The organism is Oryzomicrobium sp. (assembly GCF_021287045.1).
In the GTDB taxonomy this organism is placed as follows: domain Bacteria; phylum Pseudomonadota; class Gammaproteobacteria; order Burkholderiales; family Rhodocyclaceae; genus Oryzomicrobium.
The window spans coordinates 1-21,505 of sequence record NZ_JAJTBG010000014.1 but is presented as its reverse complement, the minus strand read 5'-3'; the positions used below and the strand labels follow the sequence as shown (position 1 = coordinate 21,505).

Annotated in this window: 17 protein-coding genes and 1 pseudogene; 4 read left to right on the top strand and 14 right to left on the bottom strand. The window is 67.6% G+C overall.

Annotation, left to right across the window (positions count from 1 at the left end):
* Nucleotides 1-40: 40 nt before the first annotated feature.
* Entirely contained in the window at nt 41-928 is an 888-nt protein-coding gene (locus tag LWW89_RS14595; protein ID WP_293265429.1) for an NAD(P)-dependent oxidoreductase, read from the bottom strand.
* Between the two features lie 353 nt (nt 929-1,281).
* Here LWW89_RS14595 and LWW89_RS14590 point away from each other — a divergent pair, with 353 nt between their 5' ends.
* Nucleotides 1,282-2,910 carry a methyl-accepting chemotaxis protein gene (locus tag LWW89_RS14590; protein WP_293265427.1) on the top strand — a complete coding sequence of 543 codons (1,629 nt, stop codon included), beginning with the start codon at nt 1,282-1,284 and terminating at the stop codon, nt 2,908-2,910.
* 107 nt (nt 2,911-3,017) lie between these two features.
* On the opposite strand, the gene LWW89_RS14585 is transcribed toward LWW89_RS14590, so the two are convergent.
* The 4 genes from LWW89_RS14585 to LWW89_RS14570 form a co-directional block, all read right to left on the bottom strand.
* On the bottom strand, nt 3,018-3,929 hold the full coding sequence (locus LWW89_RS14585; protein ID WP_293265425.1) for a LysR family transcriptional regulator: 912 nt from the start codon (nt 3,927-3,929) through the stop codon (nt 3,018-3,020).
* A gap of 107 nt (nt 3,930-4,036) precedes the next feature.
* The gene (locus tag LWW89_RS14580) at nt 4,037-5,995 is read right to left on the bottom strand and encodes a cation:proton antiporter (RefSeq protein ID WP_293265423.1); all 1,959 of its coding nucleotides are present in this window, start codon (nt 5,993-5,995) and stop codon (nt 4,037-4,039) included.
* 9 nt (nt 5,996-6,004) lie between these two features.
* Nucleotides 6,005-7,270, bottom strand: coding sequence for a putative Na+/H+ antiporter (locus LWW89_RS14575; RefSeq protein ID WP_293265421.1), 1,266 nt, complete (start codon nt 7,268-7,270; stop codon nt 6,005-6,007).
* A 209-nt stretch (nt 7,271-7,479) separates the two neighbouring features.
* Nucleotides 7,480-8,010, bottom strand: a complete 531-nt coding sequence (locus LWW89_RS14570; protein WP_293265419.1) for a MarR family transcriptional regulator — start codon at nt 8,008-8,010, stop codon at nt 7,480-7,482.
* Between the two features lie 308 nt (nt 8,011-8,318).
* Between LWW89_RS14570 and LWW89_RS14565 the strand changes: the two genes are divergently transcribed.
* Entirely contained in the window at nt 8,319-8,873 is a 555-nt protein-coding gene (locus tag LWW89_RS14565; RefSeq protein WP_293265417.1) for a DUF3429 domain-containing protein, read from the top strand.
* Nucleotides 8,874-8,982: 109 nt separating this feature from the next.
* Here the strand turns inward: LWW89_RS14565 and LWW89_RS14560 are convergent, their stop codons facing one another.
* The 6 genes from LWW89_RS14560 to LWW89_RS14535 all read right to left on the bottom strand — a co-directional run bounded on the left by LWW89_RS14560 (nt 8,983) and on the right by LWW89_RS14535 (nt 14,280).
* The gene (locus tag LWW89_RS14560; protein ID WP_293265415.1) at nt 8,983-9,678 is read right to left on the bottom strand and encodes a lactate utilization protein; all 696 of its coding nucleotides are present in this window, start codon (nt 9,676-9,678) and stop codon (nt 8,983-8,985) included.
* Nucleotides 9,679-9,776: 98 nt separating this feature from the next.
* Nucleotides 9,777-10,733: a D-2-hydroxyacid dehydrogenase gene (locus tag LWW89_RS14555; protein ID WP_293265413.1), complete on the bottom strand. Its 957-nt coding sequence runs from the start codon at nt 10,731-10,733 to the stop codon at nt 9,777-9,779.
* Between the two features lie 16 nt (nt 10,734-10,749).
* Entirely contained in the window at nt 10,750-11,220 is a 471-nt protein-coding gene (locus LWW89_RS14550) for a Dps family protein (RefSeq protein WP_293265411.1), read from the bottom strand.
* Nucleotides 11,221-11,330: 110 nt separating this feature from the next.
* Nucleotides 11,331-12,035: an aldehyde dehydrogenase family protein gene (locus LWW89_RS14545; protein WP_293265409.1), complete on the bottom strand. Its 705-nt coding sequence runs from the start codon at nt 12,033-12,035 to the stop codon at nt 11,331-11,333.
* Nucleotides 12,036-12,103: 68 nt separating this feature from the next.
* Complete coding sequence (locus tag LWW89_RS14540; protein WP_293265407.1) at nt 12,104-13,537, bottom strand: LutB/LldF family L-lactate oxidation iron-sulfur protein; 1,434 nt, start codon at nt 13,535-13,537, stop codon at nt 12,104-12,106.
* Nucleotides 13,538-13,539: 2 nt separating this feature from the next.
* A complete protein-coding gene (locus LWW89_RS14535) occupies nt 13,540-14,280 on the bottom strand; it encodes a (Fe-S)-binding protein (RefSeq protein WP_293265405.1) in 741 nt (246 codons plus the stop codon).
* Between the two features lie 169 nt (nt 14,281-14,449).
* On the opposite strand from LWW89_RS14535, the gene LWW89_RS14530 reads away from it, so the two are divergent.
* Nucleotides 14,450-15,226 carry an IclR family transcriptional regulator gene (locus LWW89_RS14530; RefSeq protein WP_293265403.1) on the top strand — a complete coding sequence of 259 codons (777 nt, stop codon included), beginning with the start codon at nt 14,450-14,452 and terminating at the stop codon, nt 15,224-15,226.
* A gap of 66 nt (nt 15,227-15,292) precedes the next feature.
* Here LWW89_RS14530 and LWW89_RS14525 read toward each other — a convergent pair whose 3' ends face one another.
* From LWW89_RS14525 to LWW89_RS14515, 3 genes are all read right to left on the bottom strand, one after another.
* Entirely contained in the window at nt 15,293-16,387 is a 1,095-nt protein-coding gene (locus LWW89_RS14525; RefSeq protein ID WP_293265401.1) for a TRAP transporter substrate-binding protein, read from the bottom strand.
* 91 nt (nt 16,388-16,478) lie between these two features.
* Complete coding sequence (pbpG, locus tag LWW89_RS14520; protein ID WP_293265399.1) at nt 16,479-17,510, bottom strand: D-alanyl-D-alanine endopeptidase; 1,032 nt, start codon at nt 17,508-17,510, stop codon at nt 16,479-16,481.
* Between the two features lie 234 nt (nt 17,511-17,744).
* The gene (locus LWW89_RS14515; RefSeq protein ID WP_293265397.1) at nt 17,745-20,021 is read right to left on the bottom strand and encodes an NADP-dependent malic enzyme; all 2,277 of its coding nucleotides are present in this window, start codon (nt 20,019-20,021) and stop codon (nt 17,745-17,747) included.
* 781 nt (nt 20,022-20,802) lie between these two features.
* On the opposite strand from LWW89_RS14515, the pseudogene LWW89_RS14510 reads away from it, so the two are divergent.
* Nucleotides 20,803-21,505, top strand: a pseudogene (locus tag LWW89_RS14510) (phosphoenolpyruvate carboxykinase); the annotation flags it as partial.

The following is a 21,505-nucleotide window of genomic DNA, read 5'->3' as shown; positions in this document are numbered from 1 at the left end:
GCGTCCGGGGCGGACCGGGGCCGCCCCGCCTCCTTTGGCGTTAGTTGCTGCCGGAGAGCGTCTCCAGCAGGGTCAGGGCACGCACCGAATCGTCCTCACCGTAACCGGCCCCCACCAGGGCGTTGAACATCTGGGCGGTAGCGGCGGTGCTTGGCAGGCACAGACCCAGTTCGTGGGCGCTCTTCATGACAATGTTCAGGTCCTTCTGGTGCATCCAGGCCTTGAAGCCGGGCTTGAAATTGCCGTCGAGCATGCGCTTGCCGTGGTTTTCCAGAATCCGGCTGTAGGCCGAGCCGCCCATCAGGGCCTCGCGCACCTTGTAGGGATCGACGCCGGCACGGCGGGCCAGGGAAAAGGCCTCGGCGGTAGCCATGACGTGGACGCCGGTGAGTATCTGGTTGCAGGCTTTGGTGATCTGCCCGGCGCCGGACGCACCCACATGCACCACGGTCTTGCCCATGGCCTCGAAGGCCGGCCTGGCCTTGGCAAAACCGGCTTCGGAGCCGCCCACCATGATCGACAGGGTGCCGGCAATGGCCCCCACATCGCCGCCGGACACCGGCGCATCGAGGAAATCCACGCCCCGGGCGGCCAGCTTCTCGCCGATGGCCTTGGCAGCGGAAGGGGCGATGGTGCTCATGTCCACCGCCACCAGGTCGCGCCGTCCGGCGGCCTCGGCCCCGGCGGCGACGCCGTTTTCGCCGAGCATCACCTGTTCCACGTCGGGGGCATCGGCCACCATCGAGATGGCCACCTCGGCGCCACCCACGGCCTCGGCCGCGCTGGCGGCGATCTTGGCGCCGGCCTCGGCGAGGGGCGCCATGGATTCGGCGCGGCGCGCCCACACGGTGACGTCGTGGCCGGCCTTGAGCAGATTGAGTGCCATGGGGCGGCCCATGATGCCCAGACCGATGAATGCGATTTTCATTGTTCTACTCCGTTGGGTGGAAAACCCAGTTTATCAATCAGCGTAGACATTTCTCCACTGTTTTAGGTCATTCGGACCACCGCCATTCCCCGCACCGCCTCCACTCCTGGCGTTCCCGCCCCTTCGTCCGCGAAAAAACCCGCACACGCCACGGCCAACAGATTTAGTTTACCCATCTGAAATAACCATTCGCAATGAATGCAATTCGACAAATGAAAAGCAATCGTTAAATCAGTAGAAATAGAAAAAATGACCTATTAAATGAGTAAAATAGAATATCAATGTCAGATACCTGACAAAAACAAAAATAGAACCAACGGATTCACCATCCCATAAACAACAAGGAAACCGCAATGCAGAACCTCTCGGTAAAAGCCCGCCTCATCGGCGGTTTTTCCCTGATCATCTTGCTGCTGGCCGCCGCCAGCACCTTCGCCATCCTCAACATGCGCGCCCTGGCCAACGACATCCACACCATCGTCGGTGAGTACCAGGTGAAAACGGCGATCGCCAACGAGATCATCACCGACCTGCTGCAGCGGGCCCGCCACACCCGTTCGATCCTGGTGTTCACGCAAAAAGAAGAAATCGACAGCGAGATCGCCCAGGTCGAGAAATACCGGGATTCCACCGCCGGCCAGATCGCCAGGCTGGAAGCGGCCATCGGCAGCGACGAAGAACGGACCCTGTTCGCAGCCCTCCAGGCCGCCCGCCAGCCCTATATGGATTCCGAGGGCCGCTACCTCGGCCTGGTCCGCAGCGGCAAGCGCGAGGAAGCCTACGACCTGCTCTTCAGGGAAACCCGCTTCCTTCAGGAGGCCTACGTGGCCAAGACCCGCGACCTGGTGAACTACGAGGAAGCCCAGGCCACCCGCTTCGGCAGCGACGCCGAAACCGCCGTCCGGCACCAGATCGCCGTGCTCGTGGCCATCAGCGCCCTGGGGGCGCTGGTGGCCGCCGCCGTCGCCACCCTGATCATCCGCCAACTGCTCGCCAACCTGGGCGCCGAGCCGGCCGAGGTGCGCCAGGTGGTGGGACGCATCGCCGACGGCGACCTGACCCAGCCCCTGGCCCTGCGCAATGGCGACCGTTCCAGCCTGCTGGCGTCGGTGAAGGTGATGCAGGAACGGCTGCGCGAACTGGTGGGCCGCATCCACGGCGATGCCGACGCGGTGACCGGCGCCGCCGGCCAGGTAACCCTGGCGGCGGGCGAAGTGTCCACCGGGGCCGCCAAGCAAAGCGAAGCCTCGTCGGCCATCGCCGCCTCGGTGGAGGAAATGACCGTGAGCGTGCGCACCCTGGCCGACAACGCCGGCGAGGCCCGGGAGCTGGCCGAGGAATCGCGCCGCCTGGCGGACGAGGGCAGCCAGGTGATCGAGGCCGCCTTGGGCGACATCGTGCGCGTGGCCGACACGGTGAAGAACGCCGCGACCATCGTGCAGCAGCTCGGCGAGCAGTCTCAGGAAGTGTCCCAGGTGGTGACGGTGATCCGCGACATCGCCGACCAGACCAACCTGCTGGCCCTGAACGCCGCCATCGAAGCCGCCCGGGCCGGCGAGGCCGGCCGCGGCTTCGCCGTGGTGGCCGACGAAGTGCGCAAGCTGGCCGAGCGCACCAGCCAATCCACCAGCCAGATCGCCGACACCGTGACCCGCATCCAGGACGGCACCCGGGACGCGGTGGCCAGCATCGAGGTGGGCGTCAGCCAGGTCGAGGAAGGGGTGGTGGAAGCCCGTCAGGCCGGCGATGCCATCGGCCAGATCCGCGCCGGGTCGGACCGGGTGCTGGCAGTGATCGGCGAGATTTCCTCGGCCCTGGCCGAGCAGAGCACCGCCGCCAGCGAGATCGCCCGCAACGTGGAGGCCATCGCCCAGATGGCCGAGGAAAACGCCGCAATGGTGAAGAGCGCCGAAGATTCGGCCAGTGCCCTGGGGCAACTGGCCGGTTCCCTGCGCCAGACGGTGGGCGCCTTCCGGGCTTGACCGACCCGGGCCGAGAAAGGGCGCGGGCCTCCCGGGAGACCCGCGCCCTTGTTGCGTCTACGCCGCCTGCGCCGGGTTTGCGCCCGGCAGCCTAAGCATCGTGTGACTCAGGCCGCCTCCACGCTGCGCGCCAGTTCCGGCGCCCGTTCGTTGAGAAAGTCCAGGAAGGCCCGGGCCAGGGGCGAGAGCTGCTTGCCCTCGGGGTAGACCACGTGCCAGCGGCTGGGGATGGGCAGTTCCGCCACGTCCAGCACCGCCACCCCGGATTCGTCCGGCCGGGGGCCCAGGGCGTGACGCGATAGGATGGCCAGCCCCAGGCGGCCGGCCACCGCCTGCTTGATGGCCTCGTTGCTACCCAGTTCGAGCCGGGCGTCGAGGCGCACGCCCCGCTCGGCGAGAAACGAATCCACCGCCAGCCGGGTGCCGGAGCCGGCCTCGCGCTGGATGAATTCCTCTTCCGCCAGATCGGCCAGGGTGAGGCGCCGCCCCACCCAGGGGTGGGCCCGGGGCGCCAGGGCCACCAGGGGATTGGCCAGGAAAGGCTGGCGCCGCACCGGCGGCTGCTCCGGGGGCGAACTCATCACGTACAGGTCGTCGGCGTTGTCCTTCAAGCGCTCGATCAACGCCGCCCGGTTCTGCACCGCCAATGCCACTTCCACCCGGGGGTGGCGCTGGCGGAATTCGCCCAGCAGGCGTGGCATGAAGTACTCGGCGGTACTCACCACCGCCAGTTTCAGGCGCCCCTGGGTCAAACCGCGCCGGGCGGCGATCTCTTCTTCCAGGCGCTCCAGGGTGCCGGCCACTTCGTCGGCGCTGGCCAGCAGCACCTCGCCGGCCTCGGTGAGATGAAGGCGGCGCCCGATCACCTCGTAGAGGGGCAACCCCACCTGGTCGGTGAGCTGGCGCAGCTGGGCCGACAGGGTGGGCTGGGTCAGGCAAAGCCGCTCCGCCGCCCGGGAGATGCTGCCCTCCTGGGCCACGGCGGCGAAGAGGCGGAGTTGGTGCAAGGTCAGACGCATGGCAGGGCGGATGGAAAAGTTCGGCGCAATCCCCGGATTCTACGCAAGGGAATACGCGCCCGCCGGCTTGCACCCCGCTGCGGAGCCGCAACGCGGCTAGCTACCGATCAACCGGCGGCCAACTGCTTTTCCAGGCGCAGCAGGGCCTCTGGCGGGCCTGACAGAAGCAGCACGTCGCCCCCTTCCAGGGCCAGGTCGGCGGCCGGGTTGTCGATGCGCACCTCGCCGCGCTTGACCCGCTCGACCCGCACCGGGCTGCCGGCGGGCATCACCTCGCCCAGGGCGCGGCCCACGGTAGCGCTGCCGGCCTCCACCACGAACACGCTCTTTTCCTCGGCCAAGCGCTTCATGCGGTCCTTCTCGCCCCGGTAGTAGCTCTTCAGCTTGCCGTAGCGCTCGGCCCGGGCGGCGCGCACCTGGCCCACCGCCCGCTCCACCGGCACCCCCAGCTCGGCCAGGGTCTGGGCGGCCATCATCAACCCGCCTTCGAGCACTTCCGGGATCACCTCGGTGGCCCCCAGGGACTTCAGGTGGTCGATGTGGGAATCGTCGGCGGAGCGCACCACCACCGGCATGTCGGGACGGGCGTCCCGGGTGTGGAAGAGGACCTTCTCGGTGGCGGACAAGTCGTTGTAGGTGATCACCACCGCCCGGGCCCGTTGCAGGCCGGCGGCCATCAGCACTTCGAGCCGGTCGGCGTTGCCGAACACCACCCGCTCGCCGGCCTTCTGGGCCTGCTCGATGCACACCGGGTCCACGTCCAGGGCGATGAAGGGAATGTCCTCGGCCTCAAGGAAGCGGGCGATGGTCTGGCCGCTGCGGCCGAAGCCGCAGACGATGACGTGGTTCTCCACGTCCATGGCCCGGGCCGCCACGTCCTGGACCATCTTGGCGCGCTGGGCGAAGTCCTTGGCCGACAGGCGCTTGCCCAGCCGGCCCGCCCGGGCGATCAGGAAGGGGGCGAGGAACATGGAGAGCAACAGGGCCGCCGTGGTCACCTGGAAGACGTCGCCGGGCACCAGGTGCAGGTCGAGGCCCAGGGTGAGCAGCACGAAGCCGAACTCGCCGCCCTGGGCGAGCTGAATGGCGGTGCGCACCGCCGTATCGGTGGAGTTGCGCATCGTCGCGCAGAGCAGCAGCACCACCCCGCCCTTGCCGAGGATCAGCAGGGCCAGGGCGATCACCACACTGCCGATGGACTGGGCGACGAAGGCCAGGTCGAGCTGCATGCCCAGGGTGATGAAGAACAGGCCGAGCAGCACGTCGCGGAAGGGCCGGATGTCGGCTTCCACCTGGTGCCGGTACATGGTCTCCGAAATCAGCATGCCACCGACGAAGGCGCCCAGGGCCAGGGACAGGCCGGCGGCGGCGGTGAGAAAGGACAGGCCGACGACGATCCACAGCACGTTGAGCATGAACAGCTCGGGAGAGCGCTGGCGCACCACGGCGTCGAACCAGCGGTGCATCAGCTTCTGGCCGAGAAAGATCATCGCCACCAGCACCAGCCCGGCCTGGAGCATGGCCAGGGAGAGGGAGGCGATCAGGCCGGAAGTCTTGGTGGCCAGGGCCGGCAGGGTGATCAGCAGGGGCACCACCGCCAGGTCCTGGAAGAGCAGCACCGCCATGGTCTGGCGGCCGGCGTCGGAGTGCAGCTCCAGCCGCTCGGACAGCAGCTTGCTGACGATGGCGGTGGACGACATGGCCACCGCCGCCCCCACGGCCACGCCCTCGCGCCAGCCCTGGTGGTAGAAGAAGCGGGCCACCGCCACGGTGCCAACCAGGGTCAGGATGACCTGGCCGCCGCCCAGGCCGAACACCAGCCGGTGCATGGCCTTGAGCTTGCCCAGGCTGAATTCCAGCCCGATCGAGAACATCAGGAACACCACCCCCAGCTCGGCCAGCACGTCGATCTGGTGGTTTTCCGGAATCAGGGCAAGGCCGTGGGGGCCGACCAGGATGCCGGCCGCCAGGTAGGCGAGCAGGGGCGGCAAGCGCAGCCGCAGGGTGAAGGTAACGAACAGCACCCCCACCGATAGAAGGATCAGGGCGCCGCGCAGGCTTTCCACCGCCGTTCCTTACAGCAGCTGGAAGGCGACGATGGCGACGAGGGTCGGCGGCAGCGCGGCCAGGAACAGGCCGAGGGGGTGCACCGACTCGTCGTGGAAGTGGCCCTTGAGGATCGAGAACCCCGCCGGGTTGGGCGCGTTGGCGATGATGGTCAGGCCGCCGCCAGTGACCGCGCCGGCCACCAGGGCGTACTTGTAGGCATCGTTCACCCCATCCACCAGGGAGCCCAGGTAAGTCAGGGCGGCGTTATCGGTGATGGCGGTCAGGGCGGTGGAGCCGTAGTACAGGGCCACCGGCGAAAGTCCGGCAAGCACTTCCTGGAGCCACCACTTCTGCATGCCCCCCAGGGCCACCAGGCCAGCCAGGAAGAAGGCCACCATCAGGCCCTCGCGCAGGATCAGCCGGTCGTGGTGGCGCTTGTAGGCCTGGGCGATGCCGAGGAAGAACAGGAACAGGCCCATGAACACCTTGGGGTGGTGGGCGGTCAGCACCACGCCGGCGAGGAACAGGAGGTGCAGGACGACCATCGCCAGGGGCATCGGCTCGTCGCTGTCCTTCTGGACCGGCGCCGCCACCTTGCGCAGTTCGCCGGCGAACAGCAGGGTCGCCGCCAGGGCGTTGACCACCACCGCCAGCCAGGCCTTCCAGCCGAAGTGAATGAACATGTGGGCCAGGTCCCAGTTCCACTTGGAGGCCACCATCAGCACCGGCGGCGCAGCGTAGGGCGTGAGGGTGCCGCCGATGGAAACGTTGACGAACAGCACGCCGATGGTGGCGTACTTGAGCCGGTTGGAGATGCCTTGGGCGTAGAAGCGGTCACGCAGCATGAAGGCCGCCAGGGTCATGGCCGCCGGTTCGGTGATGAAGGAGCCGAGCAACGGCACCAGGGACAGCACCACGAAATAGAAGGCCATCTGCCGCGGCATGGGCAGCAGGCTGGCGTTGACCTTCACGCACCAGGAGGCGAAGCGCAGGATCGGCCGGCTGGCGGCGATCACCATGATGACGAAGACGAACAGGGGCTCGGTGAAGTCCTGGCCGTCCAGGTAGGCCACCGCCTCGTGCCAGCCTTCGTGGAAGGCCAGCACCACCACCAGCACCATGGCCCAGAAGCCGAACACCGCCTCCACCTCGCCGAGCAGGTGCCAGATGCCGGCATGGCGCGGCTGGGCGTGGGCCAGCCGCTCGAAGAACTTGGTGGAGAAGGTATGGATGACCGCAATCGCGAACAGGGCGGCGGCGATGATCTCGAGAGTCGTCGGCACGATGGTCATGGGGAAGCGCTGGGGAAGGACGGGGCGGGACGGGCATGGCGCCCGAGGAACGGTCCCCTGCCGCGGCGGACGGAGGCGCTCCCTCTATTTACGGGATTTTTACACAAAGTCCCGGCCGCGCCCCCATGACGGGGTGAAAAACGATGACAAAAAAATAGGCCGGCCCGGTATGGCACCGGCCGGCCTGGCGGGATGCAGGGCGCAGGACCTTACAGGTCGTCGCCGTTCCCGGCCAATGTGACGGCGGAGGTGAGGTCCTGGCCCGACTGGCTCTGCATCAGGCCGGTCAGTTCGGACAGCAGCAGGGACAATTGCAGGCGCTTGGCCGGCGTGAGCGCGGCCAGGGCATCGGGCAGCACGCCGCGCAGCGGCTCGGGGGCCCTGCCCAGGGCGGTGGTGCCGGCGTGGGACGGGTACAGCTCCACCACCCGCTGGTCCCGGGTGGAACGGCGCCGCTCGATGAAACCGGCGCGGCTCAGGCGATCCACCAGGTTGCTGGCGGTGGTCTGGTGCACCGCCAGGGCCTTGGCCAGCTCGCCGACCTTGATGCCGGGCTGGCCGGCAATCTGGGCCAGGGCCCACAACTGGGCGCCGGACACGCCACAGGCTTCCTCGACGCTCTGGAAATGGCGCTTCACGGCGCGGAAGATCAGCCGAAACTGTTGCAGCACCTCGACTTCGGACGGAACACCGTCAGGGCTCAGCGCTTCGGGCAAGGGAACGGGGAGCGGCGAATTCACGGACGACACCTGGTTGTTTTTAGGAGAGTTTTGGAACTTAGCACCGCCTTAATATTTGCCACCATGGCAAATCTCACGGTCAGCTGAAAGTCATAGACGTTTCAGGAAAAAGACATGCGGGATTTGCTCCAGATCAAAAACGGCGATCAACCGGAACCGGGGCGAACTTGTCTTCCGGCGGCCAGTCTGAATGGGAGAAAGAATCGGAAAAGGCCGCAAGCCGAAAGCCAACGCCACGGCCCATTTCCGACCGCACATCCCCTTTATCCGCTCTCCCCTATCCCGGTACCGTCCCGGTGGAGTCGACCATGTCCGCCCCCTTCGTCAGTCACGCCCCCTACCCCAGCGCCGCGCCCATGCCCGCGGCGGTGCGCTGGCTGGGATTCGGCGGGCTGTTCCCCTTTTTCGCCATGCTGATGGGGCTGGCCCTGCTCGGCGACCAGTTCCGCGGCATCCTGCTGTTCGCCCTGGTGGGCTACGGCGCCGTGGTGCTGACCTTCGCCGGTGCCCTGCACTGGGCCTTCGCCCTGACCGCCACCGACCAGCCCCAGGCCCGCACCCGCCTGCTGGTGTGGAGCGTGGTGCCCGCCCTGTGCGCCTGGGTCGCCCTGGTGCTGCCCGCCGGCTTCGACCTGATCCTGCTGGTGGTGATGTTCTGGGTACACTTCATCGTGGACCTGATCTGGGCCCGCCGCCTGGGGTTGCCCGCCTGGTACCTCACCCTGCGCACCGCCCTGACCATCGGCGCCACCCTGGCCCTCACCCTGGCGATCGCCCTGATGCTGCTCAACCCGGGATCGGCGCCGGACCTGGTGCCGGCCCAGACCACCTGCCCGGCGCCGGCCAACGGCACGATCATCTGACCCTGGCCGCGCGGCCTCTGGAAACGAAAAGCCCCGGCGGACAACCACCCGCCGGGGCTTTTCGTTGGCGGCCTGCCGAAGCATGCCGCGTCGGGATCAGGTAGCGGGATCAGGCGCCGCGGATCAGCACCAGATGCACCCGGTAGGGGCCGTGGGCGCCCAGCACCAGGGTCTGCTCGATGTCGCCGGTGCGGGACGGGCCGGAAATGAAATTGACGGCCCGGGGCGGCTGGCCGCCGGGGGCCTGCTCGCCCATGCGGGCAAAGGCGGCCTCCATGGTCGGCACCAGGCGCGAGGCGGGCACCAGGGCCACGTGGGTTTCCGGCAGCAGGCTGACGGTGGCCGGGGAGCCCGGGGCCGAAAGCAGCATCAGGGTGCCGGTCTCGGCGATGGCGCAGAAGCAGCCGGTGATGCCGAGCAGGTCGGCGTCCCGGGCCTCCCGGGGCTCCACCGCCAGGCCGGCGGTACTCCACGGCAGGGCCGCCAGTTCGGGGGCGATCACCCCGCGCGTGCCCAGCCCCTTCTCCGCCAGATAGGCTGCCACGGCGGCCGGCACCTCGCCCCAGCCGTCCACCTCGACGACGGTGGAGGCCATCTGCTCGGCCTCGCTGCGGAAGCGGGCCAGCATACCCGCCGTGTCATCGGCCAGGGGCGGCGCCGTGGGCGCCACCACCTTGCCGAGGCGGGCATCGACCGCCTCGCGGCGGCGGGCCACGGCGGCGGAATCGGCACCCAGGGTGTCGCGCAGGCGGGAAAGGATGGAGTCCCGGGCAGCGGCGCGGGCGGTGGGATCGGTAAGGCTCATGAAGACAGGATCGCGGAAAGGAAATGGCCCGGCAGGCGAAATAGGCAAAATCGGCAGAATCGGTGACGGAGGCGGAACAAGCGGGGCGGCCCCTCGGCTCAGGCGACCCGGTTGCGTGGCTCGCCCCGGGCGAAGGCCTCGACGTTGTCGATCAGCTGATCGGCCAGGGCCTGCATGGCCGGGGCGCTGGCCCAGGCCACGTGGGGGGTGAGGATGAAGTTGGGCAGGGCCAGGACGTCCGGCGCCAGCAGCGGATTGTCGTCCTTGGGCGGCTCTTCGCTGAGGACGTCGAAACCGGCGCCGCCGATGGTGCCGGCGCGCAGGGCGGCGGCCAGGGCGGCCTCGTCCACCAACCCGCCCCGGGCGGTGTTGATGAGCAGGGCCGTGGGCTTCATCGCCGCCAGTTCGGCCGCGCCGATCAGGTGGCGGGTGTCCGGCGTCAGGGGGCAGTGCAGGGAGATGGCGTCGCTCTCGGCGATCACCCGGTCGAAGGCGGTGTAGCCGGGACGCACCGTGGCGGCGCCCTTGCGCTCGGCCTTGAGCACGGTCATGCCCAGGGCCTCGGCCAGGCGGGCGAAGCCGTCGCCCAGGTCGCCGGAGCCGATCACGCCCAGGGTCTGGCCGTGCAGGTCGCGGATCGGGTGGTCGAAGAAGCAGAACTGGTCGGAACGCTGCCAGCGCCCGGCCTGCACGCTGGCCCGGTAGGCCACCAAGTTGCGCGACAGGGCCATGAGCAGAGCCAGGGCGTGCTCGGGCACGGTCTGGCGGGCGTAGCCGCGGATGTTGGAAACGACGATGCCGCGGGCCTGGCAGGCGGCCAGGTCCACGTTGTTGGTGCCGGTGGCGGCCACGGCGATCATCTTCAGGTCCGGCAGCCGGCCGACCAACTCGGCGGTGAACGGCAGCTTGTTGACGATGGCGATGGTCACGCCGGCCAGCCGGGCGTCGAGCTCGGCGGGCACGGTGCGGGGATATTCCACCCAGTCGTGGGGAAACGCCGGGCGGCGCACGTCCGCCCGGATCGATTCCCGCTCGAGATACGCGATGCGGTGCATGGCGGCGAGCCCGGGATTACTTTTCGAGCAGGCTGCGCAGCATCCACGCGGTCTTTTCGTGGAGCTGGATGCGCTGGGTGAGCAGGTCGGCGGTGGCTTCGTCGCTGGCCTTGTCGACCACCGGGAAGATCGCCCGGGCAGTGCGCACCACGGCTTCCTGGCCGGCCACCAGCTCCTCGATCATCTTCTCGGCCTTGGGCACGCCCTTGGGCTCGGGGATGGAGGACAGCTTGGCGTACTCGGAGTAGGTGCCCGGGGCGGGGAAGCCCAGAGAGCGGATGCGCTCGGCCACCAGGTCCACGGCCAGAGCCAGTTCGTTGTACTGCGCCTCGAACATCAGGTGCAGGGTGTTGAACATGGGGCCGGTGACGTTCCAGTGGAAGTTGTGGGTCTTCAGGTAGAGCGTGTAGGTGTCGGCGAGGAGCTTGGAAAGGCCCTCGGCGATTTTCTTGCGGTCCTTCTCGGTGATGCCGATATCGATCTGCATGTTCTTCTCCTTGCGTTGGGAACAGTCGGGTACGGACGGACTACTGCATGTGCATCGTGCCCCGGATCGGGCGGGCGGCCAGGCCACCGCGCCGGCCCGGGGCAACGGAATCATCCTGCCACCAAACGGTCGCCGAGTATTTGCCGAAGTTTGACCGCCAGGGCCTCCTCCCCGGCGAACAGCACCCGGCCCACCGCGCCGGAGGCGGCCAGGGCCGCCACCAGGGCGTCGTCGCCGTGGACCAGGTTCACCGCCCCGTCGGGCAGGCCGGCCCGGGTGGACAGCTCGGCCAGGGCCACCGCCGCGGAGGGGCCCCGGGGACTGGGCTTCAAAATCACCACCCCGCCGAAAGCCAATACTGGCGCGGACTTTGCCACCAGCCCCTCGAAACACCGCGTGGAATCTGCCAGTACGGCCACCACCTCTGGAGATTGGCTCTCCGCCTGGGTTTCCAGGGTGCCGGCCGCGGCGCGCAGGGCGGCGACGGCGGCGGCCACTTCGGCCTGGGCAGCCTCCGGAGCGGCACCGGTGTCCTCGGCAATCAGCTTGGCCAGATGTCCGGCGTAGGTGGCCACCTGGTCGGCCAGGGCCGTGAGGCGGGCGCCCCGCTCCGCCGGCGCAGTGGCTGCCCAGCCGGGCAGGGCCCGGGCGGACGAGGCCGCCGCTTCGGCCAGCTCGTCGGCGCCGCCCAGGGGCACCCGGTAGCGCACCTGGCCGCTGGCGTCGGCCAGGTCGTAGAAGCCGGGGGTGACGGTAAGGAAGGCGCGTCCGCCGATCCAGAGCGGCAGGGCGGGGGCGTCGGAGGAAATCTTCATGCGAAAGGCCTGTGGTTGGCGCCGGCCGGGCCGGCGGCGGTCGATCGGAATCGTGTCGGTGGCGAGTATCAGCGGCGGCGGGCAGCGCGCTGGGCGTACAGCTCGCGGAAGGTCTTGCCCTCGGGGGCGGGGAAATCGCGGCCCTTGGTCCATTCCGGCACCATGGTGAGCACCTGGATGCGGTCCTTGCCGCCGGCCAGCCACTTCAGGTAGCGGGTGGCGATCCGGGCGCCGAAGGCGTACAGGCGCGGATTGCGCGCGGCGAAGCCCCACAGTTTGAGGGCGCGCCGCTCGGCCTTGGCCGTGGCGGTACCGACGCCGGTCTGCACCTGCTTTTCGCGCAGCTTGCGCAGCAGCTCGGGCAGGGGAATCTTCACCGGGCAAACCACGCCGCACTGGTTGCACAAGGTGGCGGCGTGGGGCAGGTCCGGCGCCTTGTCGAGGCCGGTGTACAAGGGCGTCAGCACCGAGCCCATGGGACCGGGGTAGACCCAGCCGTAGGCGTGGCCGCCGATGGTCTGGTACACCGGGCAGTGGTTCATGCAGGCGCCGCAGCGGATGCAGCGCAGCATCTCCTGGAATTCGGAGCCGACCAGGCCGACCCGGCCGTTGTCCACCAGGATGTAGTAGAGGTGCTCCGCCCCGTCCCGGTCGGCCTCGGACTTGACCCCGGTGAGCAGCGACACGTAGTTGGAGATGGTCTGGCCGGTGGCCGAGCGGGGCAGCAGGCGCAGCAGGGCGGCCAGGTCGTTGAGGGTGGGAATGACCTTTTCCACCCCCACCACCGCCACGTGCACCTTGGGCATGGTAGTGACCATGCGGCCGTTGCCCTCGTTGGTCACCAGGGCCACCGAGCCGGTTTCGGCCACCAGGAAGTTGCCGCCGGTAATGCCCATGTCGGCGGAGACGAAGTGGCTGCGCAGCACCTCCCGGGCTTCCCGGGTCATCTCGGCGATCTCGGTCTTGCGCGGCTTGTGGTGGTGCTGCTCGAAGAGGTCGGCGACCTCTTCCTTATTCTTGTGGATGGCCGGGGCGATGATGTGGGAGGGCGGCTCCTTGGCCAGCTGGATGATGTACTCGCCCAGGTCGGTCTCGATCGAGGCGACGCCCACGGCCTCCAGGGCCTCGTTCAGCCCGGCTTCTTCCGAGAGCATGGACTTGGACTTGATGGCCTTCTTCACCCCGTGGCGCTGGGCGATCTCCACCACCAGGCGGCTGATCTCGGCGCCGTCCCGGGCCCACAGCACGGTGGCGCCGCGGGCGGTGGCGTTCCGCTCGAAGGTTTCCAGCCACACGTCCAGGTTGTCGAGCACCTCGTCGCGGATGCCGCGGCCGACGTCGCGCAGGGCCTCGAAGTCGCCGCCCTCGGCGTCGAAGCGGGCCACGGCCCGGGCCCGGCCGCCGACGAAGAGGCCCTTGGCGGTCTTCAGCTTGCCTTGCAGGGAACCGTCGATGGCGCGCTCGGAGGCGCGCTGCTTGAATTCGATGGAGCGCACTTCCACGGTCAGTTCTCCCCGCCGTTGCCGGTGCCGGCCAGCACTTCGGCCACATGCAGCACCCGGGTGGTCTCGTCGCCCATGCGGCGCAGCTTGCCCTCGATGTGCAGCAGGCAGCCCAGGTCGCCGCCGACCACGGCGTCGGTGCCGGCGGCGCGGATGTTGTTGCACTTGCGCTCGCCGATGGCCGCCGAGACGTCGCCGTACTTGATCGAGAAGGTGCCGCCGAAGCCGCAGCACTCCTCGCAGGCCTCCATTTCGCTGAGGGTCAGGCCCGGCACCTTGGCCAGCAGGTCCCGGGGCTGGGACTTGATCTTGAGGCTGCGCAGGCCGGTGCAGGAGTCGTGATAGGTGACGCTGCCGTCGAAGCGGCCGGGCACGGCCTCGACCTTGAGGACGTTGGCCAGGAAGTCGGTCAGCTCGAACACCTTCGGCGCCAGGGCCTCGGCGCGGCGGCGCCACTCGGAGCCTTCGGCAAACAACCCCGGGTACTCGCTGCGGACCTGGTCGGCGCAGGAGCCGGACGGTGCGACCACGTAGTCGAAGCCTTCGAACTCGGCGATGGTCTTTTGCGCCAGCTGGGTAGCCAGGGCGCGGTCGCCGGAGTTGAAGGCGGGCTGGCCGCAGCAGGTCTGGGCGGCGGGAACCGTCACCTCGCAGCCGGCGGCTTCGAGCAGGTCCAGGGCGGCAAAGCCGATGCGGGGACGCATCAGGTCCACCAGACAGGTGACGAAGAGGGCAACACGCATGGGGTAGAATATTGCGACGCACAAGCCTGCCCCAGCGGGAGGCCGCGCGCCGATTTGGCAAAAAACCGATTATAGTTCCGCGCGCACTGTTTCGCTCTCCTCGGAAAGCCGCACCAGTGCTTGCAAACGCTTTTTTTGACCCCCCGCAGATTTCACGGAAAGAACATCCATGGCCGAAAGGCAGGAAGGGAAGAATTCGATTCAGGTGATCGAGCGCATGATGGCGCTCCTCGACGCCCTGGCCGATTCTCCCGACGCGGTCAGCCTCAAGCAGCTGGCCCAGACCACCGGGCTGCACCCGTCCACCGCCCACCGCATCCTGGCCGCCATGACCGGCTCCCGGTTCGTCGAGCGCCACGATCCCGGCGCCTACCGGCTGGGCATCCGCCTGCTCGAACTGGGCAACCTGGTCAAATCGCGCCTCAACCTGCGCGAAGTGGCCCAGCCCTTCATGCAGAGCCTGCACGAGCAGGTCGGCGAGAGCATCAACCTGGGCATCCGCCACGAGGATGAAATCGTCTACATCGAGCGGACTTCCAGCGGCCGTTCCCTGATCCGGGTGGTTTACCTGGTCGGCGGCCGGGCGCCCCTGCACCTCACCTCCGCCGGCAAACTGTTCCTCGCCGAGGACGGCCTGCAAAAGGTCAAGGATTACGCCAAGCGCACCGGGCTGCCGGGCAAGACCGCCCACTCCCTCACCTCCCTGCCCGCCCTGGAGAAGGAGCTGGACTGGATCCGCCGCCACGCCGTCTCGTTCGACAACGAGGAGGCCGAGGTCGGCCTGAAGTGCGTGGCCGTGCCGGTGCGCGACGACGAAGGCCACCTGGTGGCCGGCCTGTCCGTCTCGGCCCCCACCGAGCGCCACAACGCCGACTGGATCGACCTGCTGCGCACCACCGCCGACGACATCTCCCACGCCCTGGGCTACGTCAAGCCGCGCAAGTAAGCCGCCGCCAGCACCATGCGAAACGGGCGCCCCAGGGCGCCCGTCGTTTTTTGCGGCCTGGCGCGGCTACTTGTTGTGGCTGTACATGAACTGCTCGATGGCCGCGTCGTTGAGGCTGAACCAGGCCTGCTCGTTGCGGCGGAATTTTTCCCACTCGACGAAGATCTTCTTGAAGGCCGGATTACGCGCCGCCTCTTCGTTGTAGAAGTCGAAGGCGGCCTTCTGGGCGGCCACCATGATCTCGGTGGAAAAGCGCTTGAGCTGGACGCCAGCCTTGAGCAGCTTGGCCAGGGCCAGGGGGTTCTTGGCGTCGTACTCGGCCAGCATGTGCATGTTGGCTTCGGCGCAGGCCACGTCCAGGGCGTACTGGTAGGTCTTGGGCAGCTTCTCCCATTCCTTGGCGTTGACGATCAAGGTCACCTGGGCGGACGGTTCCCACCAGCCCGGGGCGTAGTAGTACTTGGCCACCTTGTAGAAGCCGAGCTTCTCGTCGTCGTAGGGGCCGACCCACTCGGTGGCGTCGATGGCCCCCTTCTCCAGGGCGGCGTACACGTCGCCGGCCGGAATGTTCTGGGGCACCGCCCCCAGCCGGGAGAGGACCTCGCCGCCCAGACCGGGAATGCGCATCTTGAGGCCCTTGAGGTCGGCCAGGGAGTGAATCTCCTTACGGAACCAGCCGCCCATCTGGGCTCCGGTGTTGCCGCAGGGGAAGTTCACCACGCCGTAGTCCTTGAACAGCTCGCGCATCAGTTGCAGCCCGCCGCCGTAGTACATCCAGGCCATCTGCTGACGCGGCGTGAGGCCGAAGGGCACCACGGTGTCGAAGGCGAACGCCCGGTTCTTGCCCACGTAGAAGGAGCTGGTGGTGTGGCCGCACTCCACGGTGCCCTGCTGCACGGCGTCGAGCACCTGCAAGGCCGGCACGATCTCGCCGCCGGCGAAGACCTGGATCTTGAAGCGGCCGTCGGTGAGCTGGGCCACCCGGTTGGCCACCATTTCGCCGGCGCCGTAGATGGTGTCCAGGCTCTTCGGGTAGCTGGAGGCGAGGCGCCACTTGATGGTGGGTGCGCTCTGGGCCAGAACCGGCGCAGAGGCGGAAACGCTGGCCGCCCCGGCGGCCAGGCCGAGGCTGGACTTCTTGAGAAAATCGCGGCGTTGCATGGGGGAATGTCTCCTTCTTGGTCTAGAAATGACGAAGCCGCGGCACAAGGCCGCGGCTTCGCTGGAACGGAGTGGCCGGAGCCTGGGCCGGTCAGGCCCGGGTCGCCTTGCCGGCGCTGGATTCCATCCAGCGCTTGATGCGGTTGGCGTCGCCGATGCGGGTGAGCTTGCCGGAAGAATCGAGCAGCACGATGGCCACCGGGCGACCGGCCACGTGGGCCTGCATCACCAGGCACTTGCCCGCTTCCTGGATGAAGCCGGTCTTGGACAGGCCGATTTCCCAGCTGTCGCTCTTCACCAGGGCGTTGGTGTTGTTGAAGGCCATGGGCCGCCCGCCCAGTTCCACGGTGGAACCCGGCGTGGTGGAGAACTCGCGGATCAGGGGGTAGTGGTGGGCCGCCGACACCATCTTGGCCAGATCCCGGGCGGTGGACACGTTGTTGGCGGTGAGGCCGGTGGGATCTTCGAAGCGGGTGTGGGTCATGCCCAGGGCCTGGGCCTTGCGGTTCATGGCCGCAACGAAGGCCGGGGTGCCGCCCGGGTAGTGGCGCGACAGGGAATGGGCGGCGCGGTTTTCCGAGGACATCAGGGCCAGCAGCAGGGCCTGCTCGCGGCTCAACTGGGTGCCGACGTGAAGGCGGGAACGGCTGCCCTTGAGGGTGTCCACATCCTCTTCGCTGATGGTCAGGATTTCATTCAGGTTGGGCTGGGCGTCCAGGGCCACCATGGCGGTCATCAGCTTGGTGATCGAGGCGATCGGCACCACCGTGCCGGCGTTCTTCTCGAATACCAGTTCGCCGGTGGTCAGGTCCTGCACCAGGGCGGCGCTGGACTGGAGGCCCAGGGCGCGGGTGGAGCCGACCCAGTCGTTGGGGTCGGCCATCGAAACCTTATGCACGTGCTTGCGCACCGCCGGCTTGGCGGCGGGGGCTTTGGCGCTGGCCTTGACCGCCTTGGGCTTGGCGGCGGCAGTGCTCTTGGCCGCCGGCTTGGCCTTTTTCTTGGTGGCGTGGGTGGGGGCCTTATCTGCGGCCGCGGCCAGGACAGCCGCAGGGGTCGCCAGGGCGGCGACTGAAACCATCAGGGAGGTGCACAGCCAGGCACGAAGAGAAGGGGCGGGCATCGGTACTCTCCGGGGCGGGACTAGAAGCAATCCCGGGTCGAAACAGGGTGAAAACGGGGGTGAAAAAGTACGTTGTAACGGGGTGCGGTGCGACGGCGCCAACACTACGCCACAACGGCAACAAGCTGGCGCAGGATTCTACGCCAGTTTATCAGCCGAACCCGGTAAATCAAGAAAAATAAGGGGATAGGCTATCAACCTAATCCCCTTTCTTGAGTCAGTCTCCCCGCCGTATCAGCGTGTCATGCCCGCATCCACCACCGTCAGGGCGGTCATGTTGACGATGCGCCGCACCGTGGCCGTGGGGGTCAGGATGTGCACCGGCTTGGCGGTGCCGAGCATGATGGGACCCACCGTGAGGTTGTCGCCGGCCGCCACCTTGAGCAGGTTGAAGGCGATGTTGGCGGCGTCCAGGGTCGGCATCACCAGCAGGTTAGCCGAGCCCTTGAGTCGGGAGTTGGGGAACACCCGCTGGCGGATCTGCTCGTCCAGGGCCGCGTCGCCGTGCATTTCGCCTTCCACCTCCAGGTCCGGGGCGCGTTCGCGCAGCCGGCCCAGGGTCTCGCGCATCTTCAGCGAGGTGGGGGAATCCTCGGTGCCGAAGGAGGAATGGGACAGCAGGGCCACCTTGGGCGCCACGCCGAAGCGGCGGATTTCCTCTGCCGCCAGCAGGGTCATGTCGGTGAGCTGTTCGGCGCTGGGGTCGTAGTTCACATAGGTGTCGGCGATGAACACGGTGCTGCTCGGCAGGATCAGCAGGTTCATGGTCGAGTAGCGCTGCACGCCCGGGGCGTAGCCGATGATGTTCTCGACGTAGTAGCGGTGCAGGTCGGGCTTGCCGAAGGTGCCGCAGATCAGGCCGTCGGCCATGCCCAGGCGCACCGCCAGGGAGCCGGCCAGGGTCAGGCGGCGGCGCACCTCGCGCTTGGCGTAGTCCACCGACACGCCCTTGCGCTCCATCAGGCCGTGGTACTCGCGCCAGAAGTCTTCGTAACGGGGGTTGTTGTCCGGATCGAGGATGTCGAAATCGACGCCGGCGCGGATGCGCAGGCCGGCGGCCTCGATACGGGCGTTGATCACCGCCGGGCGGCCGATCAGGAGCGGTTGGGCGATGCCCTCTTCGCGGATCACCTGGACGGCGCGCAGCACGCGCTCGTCCTCGCCCTCGGAGAAGGCGATGCGCTTGGGCTCGCGCTTGGCGGTGGCGAACACCGGCTTCATGATCAGGCCGGAATGCCAGACGAACTCGTTGAGGCTCTGCACGTAGGCGTCGAAGTCCCGGATCGGCCGGGTGGCGACGCCCGAATCCATAGCCGCCTGGGCCACCGCCGGGGCGATCTTGACGATCAGGCGGGGGTCGAAGGGCTTGGGAATCAGGTACTCGGGACCGAAGCCGGAGACCTTTTCGCCGTAGGCGGCGGCAACGATTTCGCTCTGCTCGGCCCGGGCTAGTTCGGCGATGGCTCGCACGGCGGCCAGCTTCATCTCTTCGGTGATGGTGGTGGCGCCCACGTCCAGGGCGCCGCGGAAGATGAAGGGGAAGCACAGGACGTTGTTGACCTGGTTCGGATAGTCGGAACGGCCGGTGGCGATGATGGCGTCGTCCCGCACTTCCTTCACCAGGTCCGGCAGGATTTCCGGAGTCGGGTTGGCCAGGGCCAGGATCAGGGGATTCTTGGCCATCTTGGCCACCATCTCCTGCTTCAGCACGCCGCCGGCGGACAGGCCGAGGAACACGTCGGCGCCTTCGATGACCTCGCCCAGGGTACGGGCATCGGTCTTCTTGGCGTAGCGGGCCTTGATCTCGTCCATCTCCTCGACCCGGCCTTCATAGACCACGCCCTTGATGTCGGTGACCCAGATGTTCTCCACCGGCACGCCCAGCATCACCAGCAGGTCCAGGCAGGCCAGGGCGGCGGCGCCAGCGCCGGAGGTGACCAGCTTGATCTGCTTGAGGTCCTTGCCCAAGTAGGTAAGGCCATTGAGGATGGCGGCGCCGACCACGATGGCGGTGCCATGCTGATCGTCGTGGAAGACGGGAATCTTCATCCGCTCGCGCAGCTTCTTCTCGATGTAGAAGCACTCGGGCGCCTTGATGTCTTCCAGATTGATGCCGCCGAAGGTGGGCTCCAGGCTGGCGATGGTCTCGATCAGTTGGTCCGGGTCGTTCTGGGCGATTTCCAGGTCGAAAACATCGATGTTGGCGAACTTCTTGAACAGCACACCCTTGCCTTCCATCACCGGTTTGGCGGCCAGGGGGCCGATGTTGCCCAGGCCGAGCACGGCGGTGCCGTTGGTGATGACCCCGACCAGGTTGGCCCGGGCAGTGACGGTGGACGCTTCGGCCGGGTTGGCGACGATTTCCTCGCAGGCGGCCGCTACACCCGGGGAGTAGGCCATGGAAAGATCGTACTGGTTGGTCAGCTGCTTGGTCGGCGTGACGGAAATCTTCCCGGGCTTGGGATTGCGGTGGTAATACAGGGCGGCGTCGCGCAGTTGATCCTTATCCATGATCCAGTTCCTCTGGTGCGGTGTGGTGGAAACGAAACGGCGGGCTTTCGTGGCGGGAAAGGCGTTTTCCCCCTAGCCGGGCCCGTCTTTTTATTTCGCCTGATGAATTGTCATTCCGGATTATAGCAATACGATTGCAGAACAAGCGCCCACGCGGCCACCCGCTACGCAGGGCACCTCACCGGATGTCTTTCGGGGCGTCTTTCGGTAAAACGGCCGGAATGGCATAATTACGAGCTTTCCCGCTCCGCGCGGCCGTGACGACGGCACCCGCCTGCAGCACGCCAGCGGCGCCGGACTCACTGTCCAGATTCGCCCAAAGCATGTCGTCTCGCAACCACTGTCCGCTTCACCACGCCCCGCTGCCGGGAGCGAGGGAGTGGAACGTGCCGGCCACATGCCTCCCCTGCCCCGCGACACACACACCGGGCACGCCGCACACGCCACAGACCACCGCGACGCCCCGGGCAAAAAACGGGACTCCGGCAGCAGGCCGAAAACCGACCCGTGGCATACCCGCCGCCCGCACGATCCCCTCGCCGTTCCGCCCCCTCTTCTGCTGCACCTCTGGCCGCGCCGCCCCTGACGCAGCCCCCCGCCTCCCGGGCATAAACGCCCACCCCCGCCCTTCCCTCCCGATTCCGCACCAGCCCTGCCGCGCAACGGCATCGCTGCGGAGCCCCGGGGAAATGGCCATAATTATTAATTTTGCCCCCCAGCATTTCCGGCTTTCTTCTTTTCATCCTTATAGCCACAGGCACTTTTCCGAGGAGACATTTCCATGGTGCAACTGAACGCCCCCGCCTACGTGAAACACGAGCGGCTCAAGCAGTGGGTCGCCCAGATCGCTGAGCTGACCCAGCCGGAGGCCATCTATTGGGCCGACGGTTCCCAGGAAGAGTACGACCGCCTGTGCGCCCAGATGGTCGAGGCCGGCACCCTGATCAAGCTCAACGAGGCCAAGCGCAAGAATTCCTACCTGGCCTTCTCCGACCCCTCCGACGTGGCCCGGGTCGAGGACCGCACCTACATCTGTTCCGCCAAGAAGGAAGACGCCGGCCCCACTAACAACTGGGAAGACCCGGCCAAGATGCGCGAGACCCTCAACGGCCTGTTCAAGGGCTGCATGAAGGGCCGCACCATGTACGTGGTGCCTTTCTCCATGGGCCCCCTGGGTTCCCCCATCGCCCACATCGGCATCGAGATCACCGATTCCCCCTACGTGGTCGTCAACATGCGCACCATGACCCGCATGGGCAAGCCGGTGTTCGACGTGCTGGGCGGCGACGGCGAGTTCGTGCCCTGCGTCCATACCGTGGGCGCCCCCCTGGAAGCCGGCCAGAAGGACTCCCGCTGGCCCTGCAACCCGGACGTGAAGTACATCGTGCACTACCCGGAAACCCGGGAGATCTGGTCCTACGGTTCCGGCTACGGCGGCAACGCCCTGCTCGGCAAGAAGTGCTTCGCCCTGCGCATCGCCTCCA

What these genes read in the sequence shown, in the direction of transcription:
- LWW89_RS14590 (WP_293265427.1), top strand. Translation starts at nt 1,282, where the DNA reads ATGCAGAACCTCTCGGTAAAAGCCCGCCTCATCGGCGGTTTTTCCCTG.
- pbpG (WP_293265399.1), bottom strand. Translation starts at nt 17,510, where the DNA reads ATGCCCGCCCCTTCTCTTCGTGCCTGGCTGTGCACCTCCCTGATGGTT.
- LWW89_RS14560 (WP_293265415.1), bottom strand. Translation starts at nt 9,678, where the DNA reads ATGAGCCTTACCGATCCCACCGCCCGCGCCGCTGCCCGGGACTCCATC.
- LWW89_RS14550 (WP_293265411.1), bottom strand. Translation starts at nt 11,220, where the DNA reads ATGCAGATCGATATCGGCATCACCGAGAAGGACCGCAAGAAAATCGCC.
- LWW89_RS14565 (WP_293265417.1), top strand. Translation starts at nt 8,319, where the DNA reads ATGTCCGCCCCCTTCGTCAGTCACGCCCCCTACCCCAGCGCCGCGCCC.
- LWW89_RS14555 (WP_293265413.1), bottom strand. Translation starts at nt 10,733, where the DNA reads ATGCACCGCATCGCGTATCTCGAGCGGGAATCGATCCGGGCGGACGTG.
- LWW89_RS14595 (WP_293265429.1), bottom strand. Translation starts at nt 928, where the DNA reads ATGAAAATCGCATTCATCGGTCTGGGCATCATGGGCCGCCCCATGGCA.
- LWW89_RS14545 (WP_293265409.1), bottom strand. Translation starts at nt 12,035, where the DNA reads ATGAAGATTTCCTCCGACGCCCCCGCCCTGCCGCTCTGGATCGGCGGA.
- LWW89_RS14535 (WP_293265405.1), bottom strand. Translation starts at nt 14,280, where the DNA reads ATGCGTGTTGCCCTCTTCGTCACCTGTCTGGTGGACCTGATGCGTCCC.
- LWW89_RS14585 (WP_293265425.1), bottom strand. Translation starts at nt 3,929, where the DNA reads ATGCGTCTGACCTTGCACCAACTCCGCCTCTTCGCCGCCGTGGCCCAG.
- LWW89_RS14530 (WP_293265403.1), top strand. Translation starts at nt 14,450, where the DNA reads ATGGCCGAAAGGCAGGAAGGGAAGAATTCGATTCAGGTGATCGAGCGC.
- LWW89_RS14515 (WP_293265397.1), bottom strand. Translation starts at nt 20,021, where the DNA reads ATGGATAAGGATCAACTGCGCGACGCCGCCCTGTATTACCACCGCAAT.
- LWW89_RS14575 (WP_293265421.1), bottom strand. Translation starts at nt 7,270, where the DNA reads ATGACCATCGTGCCGACGACTCTCGAGATCATCGCCGCCGCCCTGTTC.
- LWW89_RS14525 (WP_293265401.1), bottom strand. Translation starts at nt 16,387, where the DNA reads ATGCAACGCCGCGATTTTCTCAAGAAGTCCAGCCTCGGCCTGGCCGCC.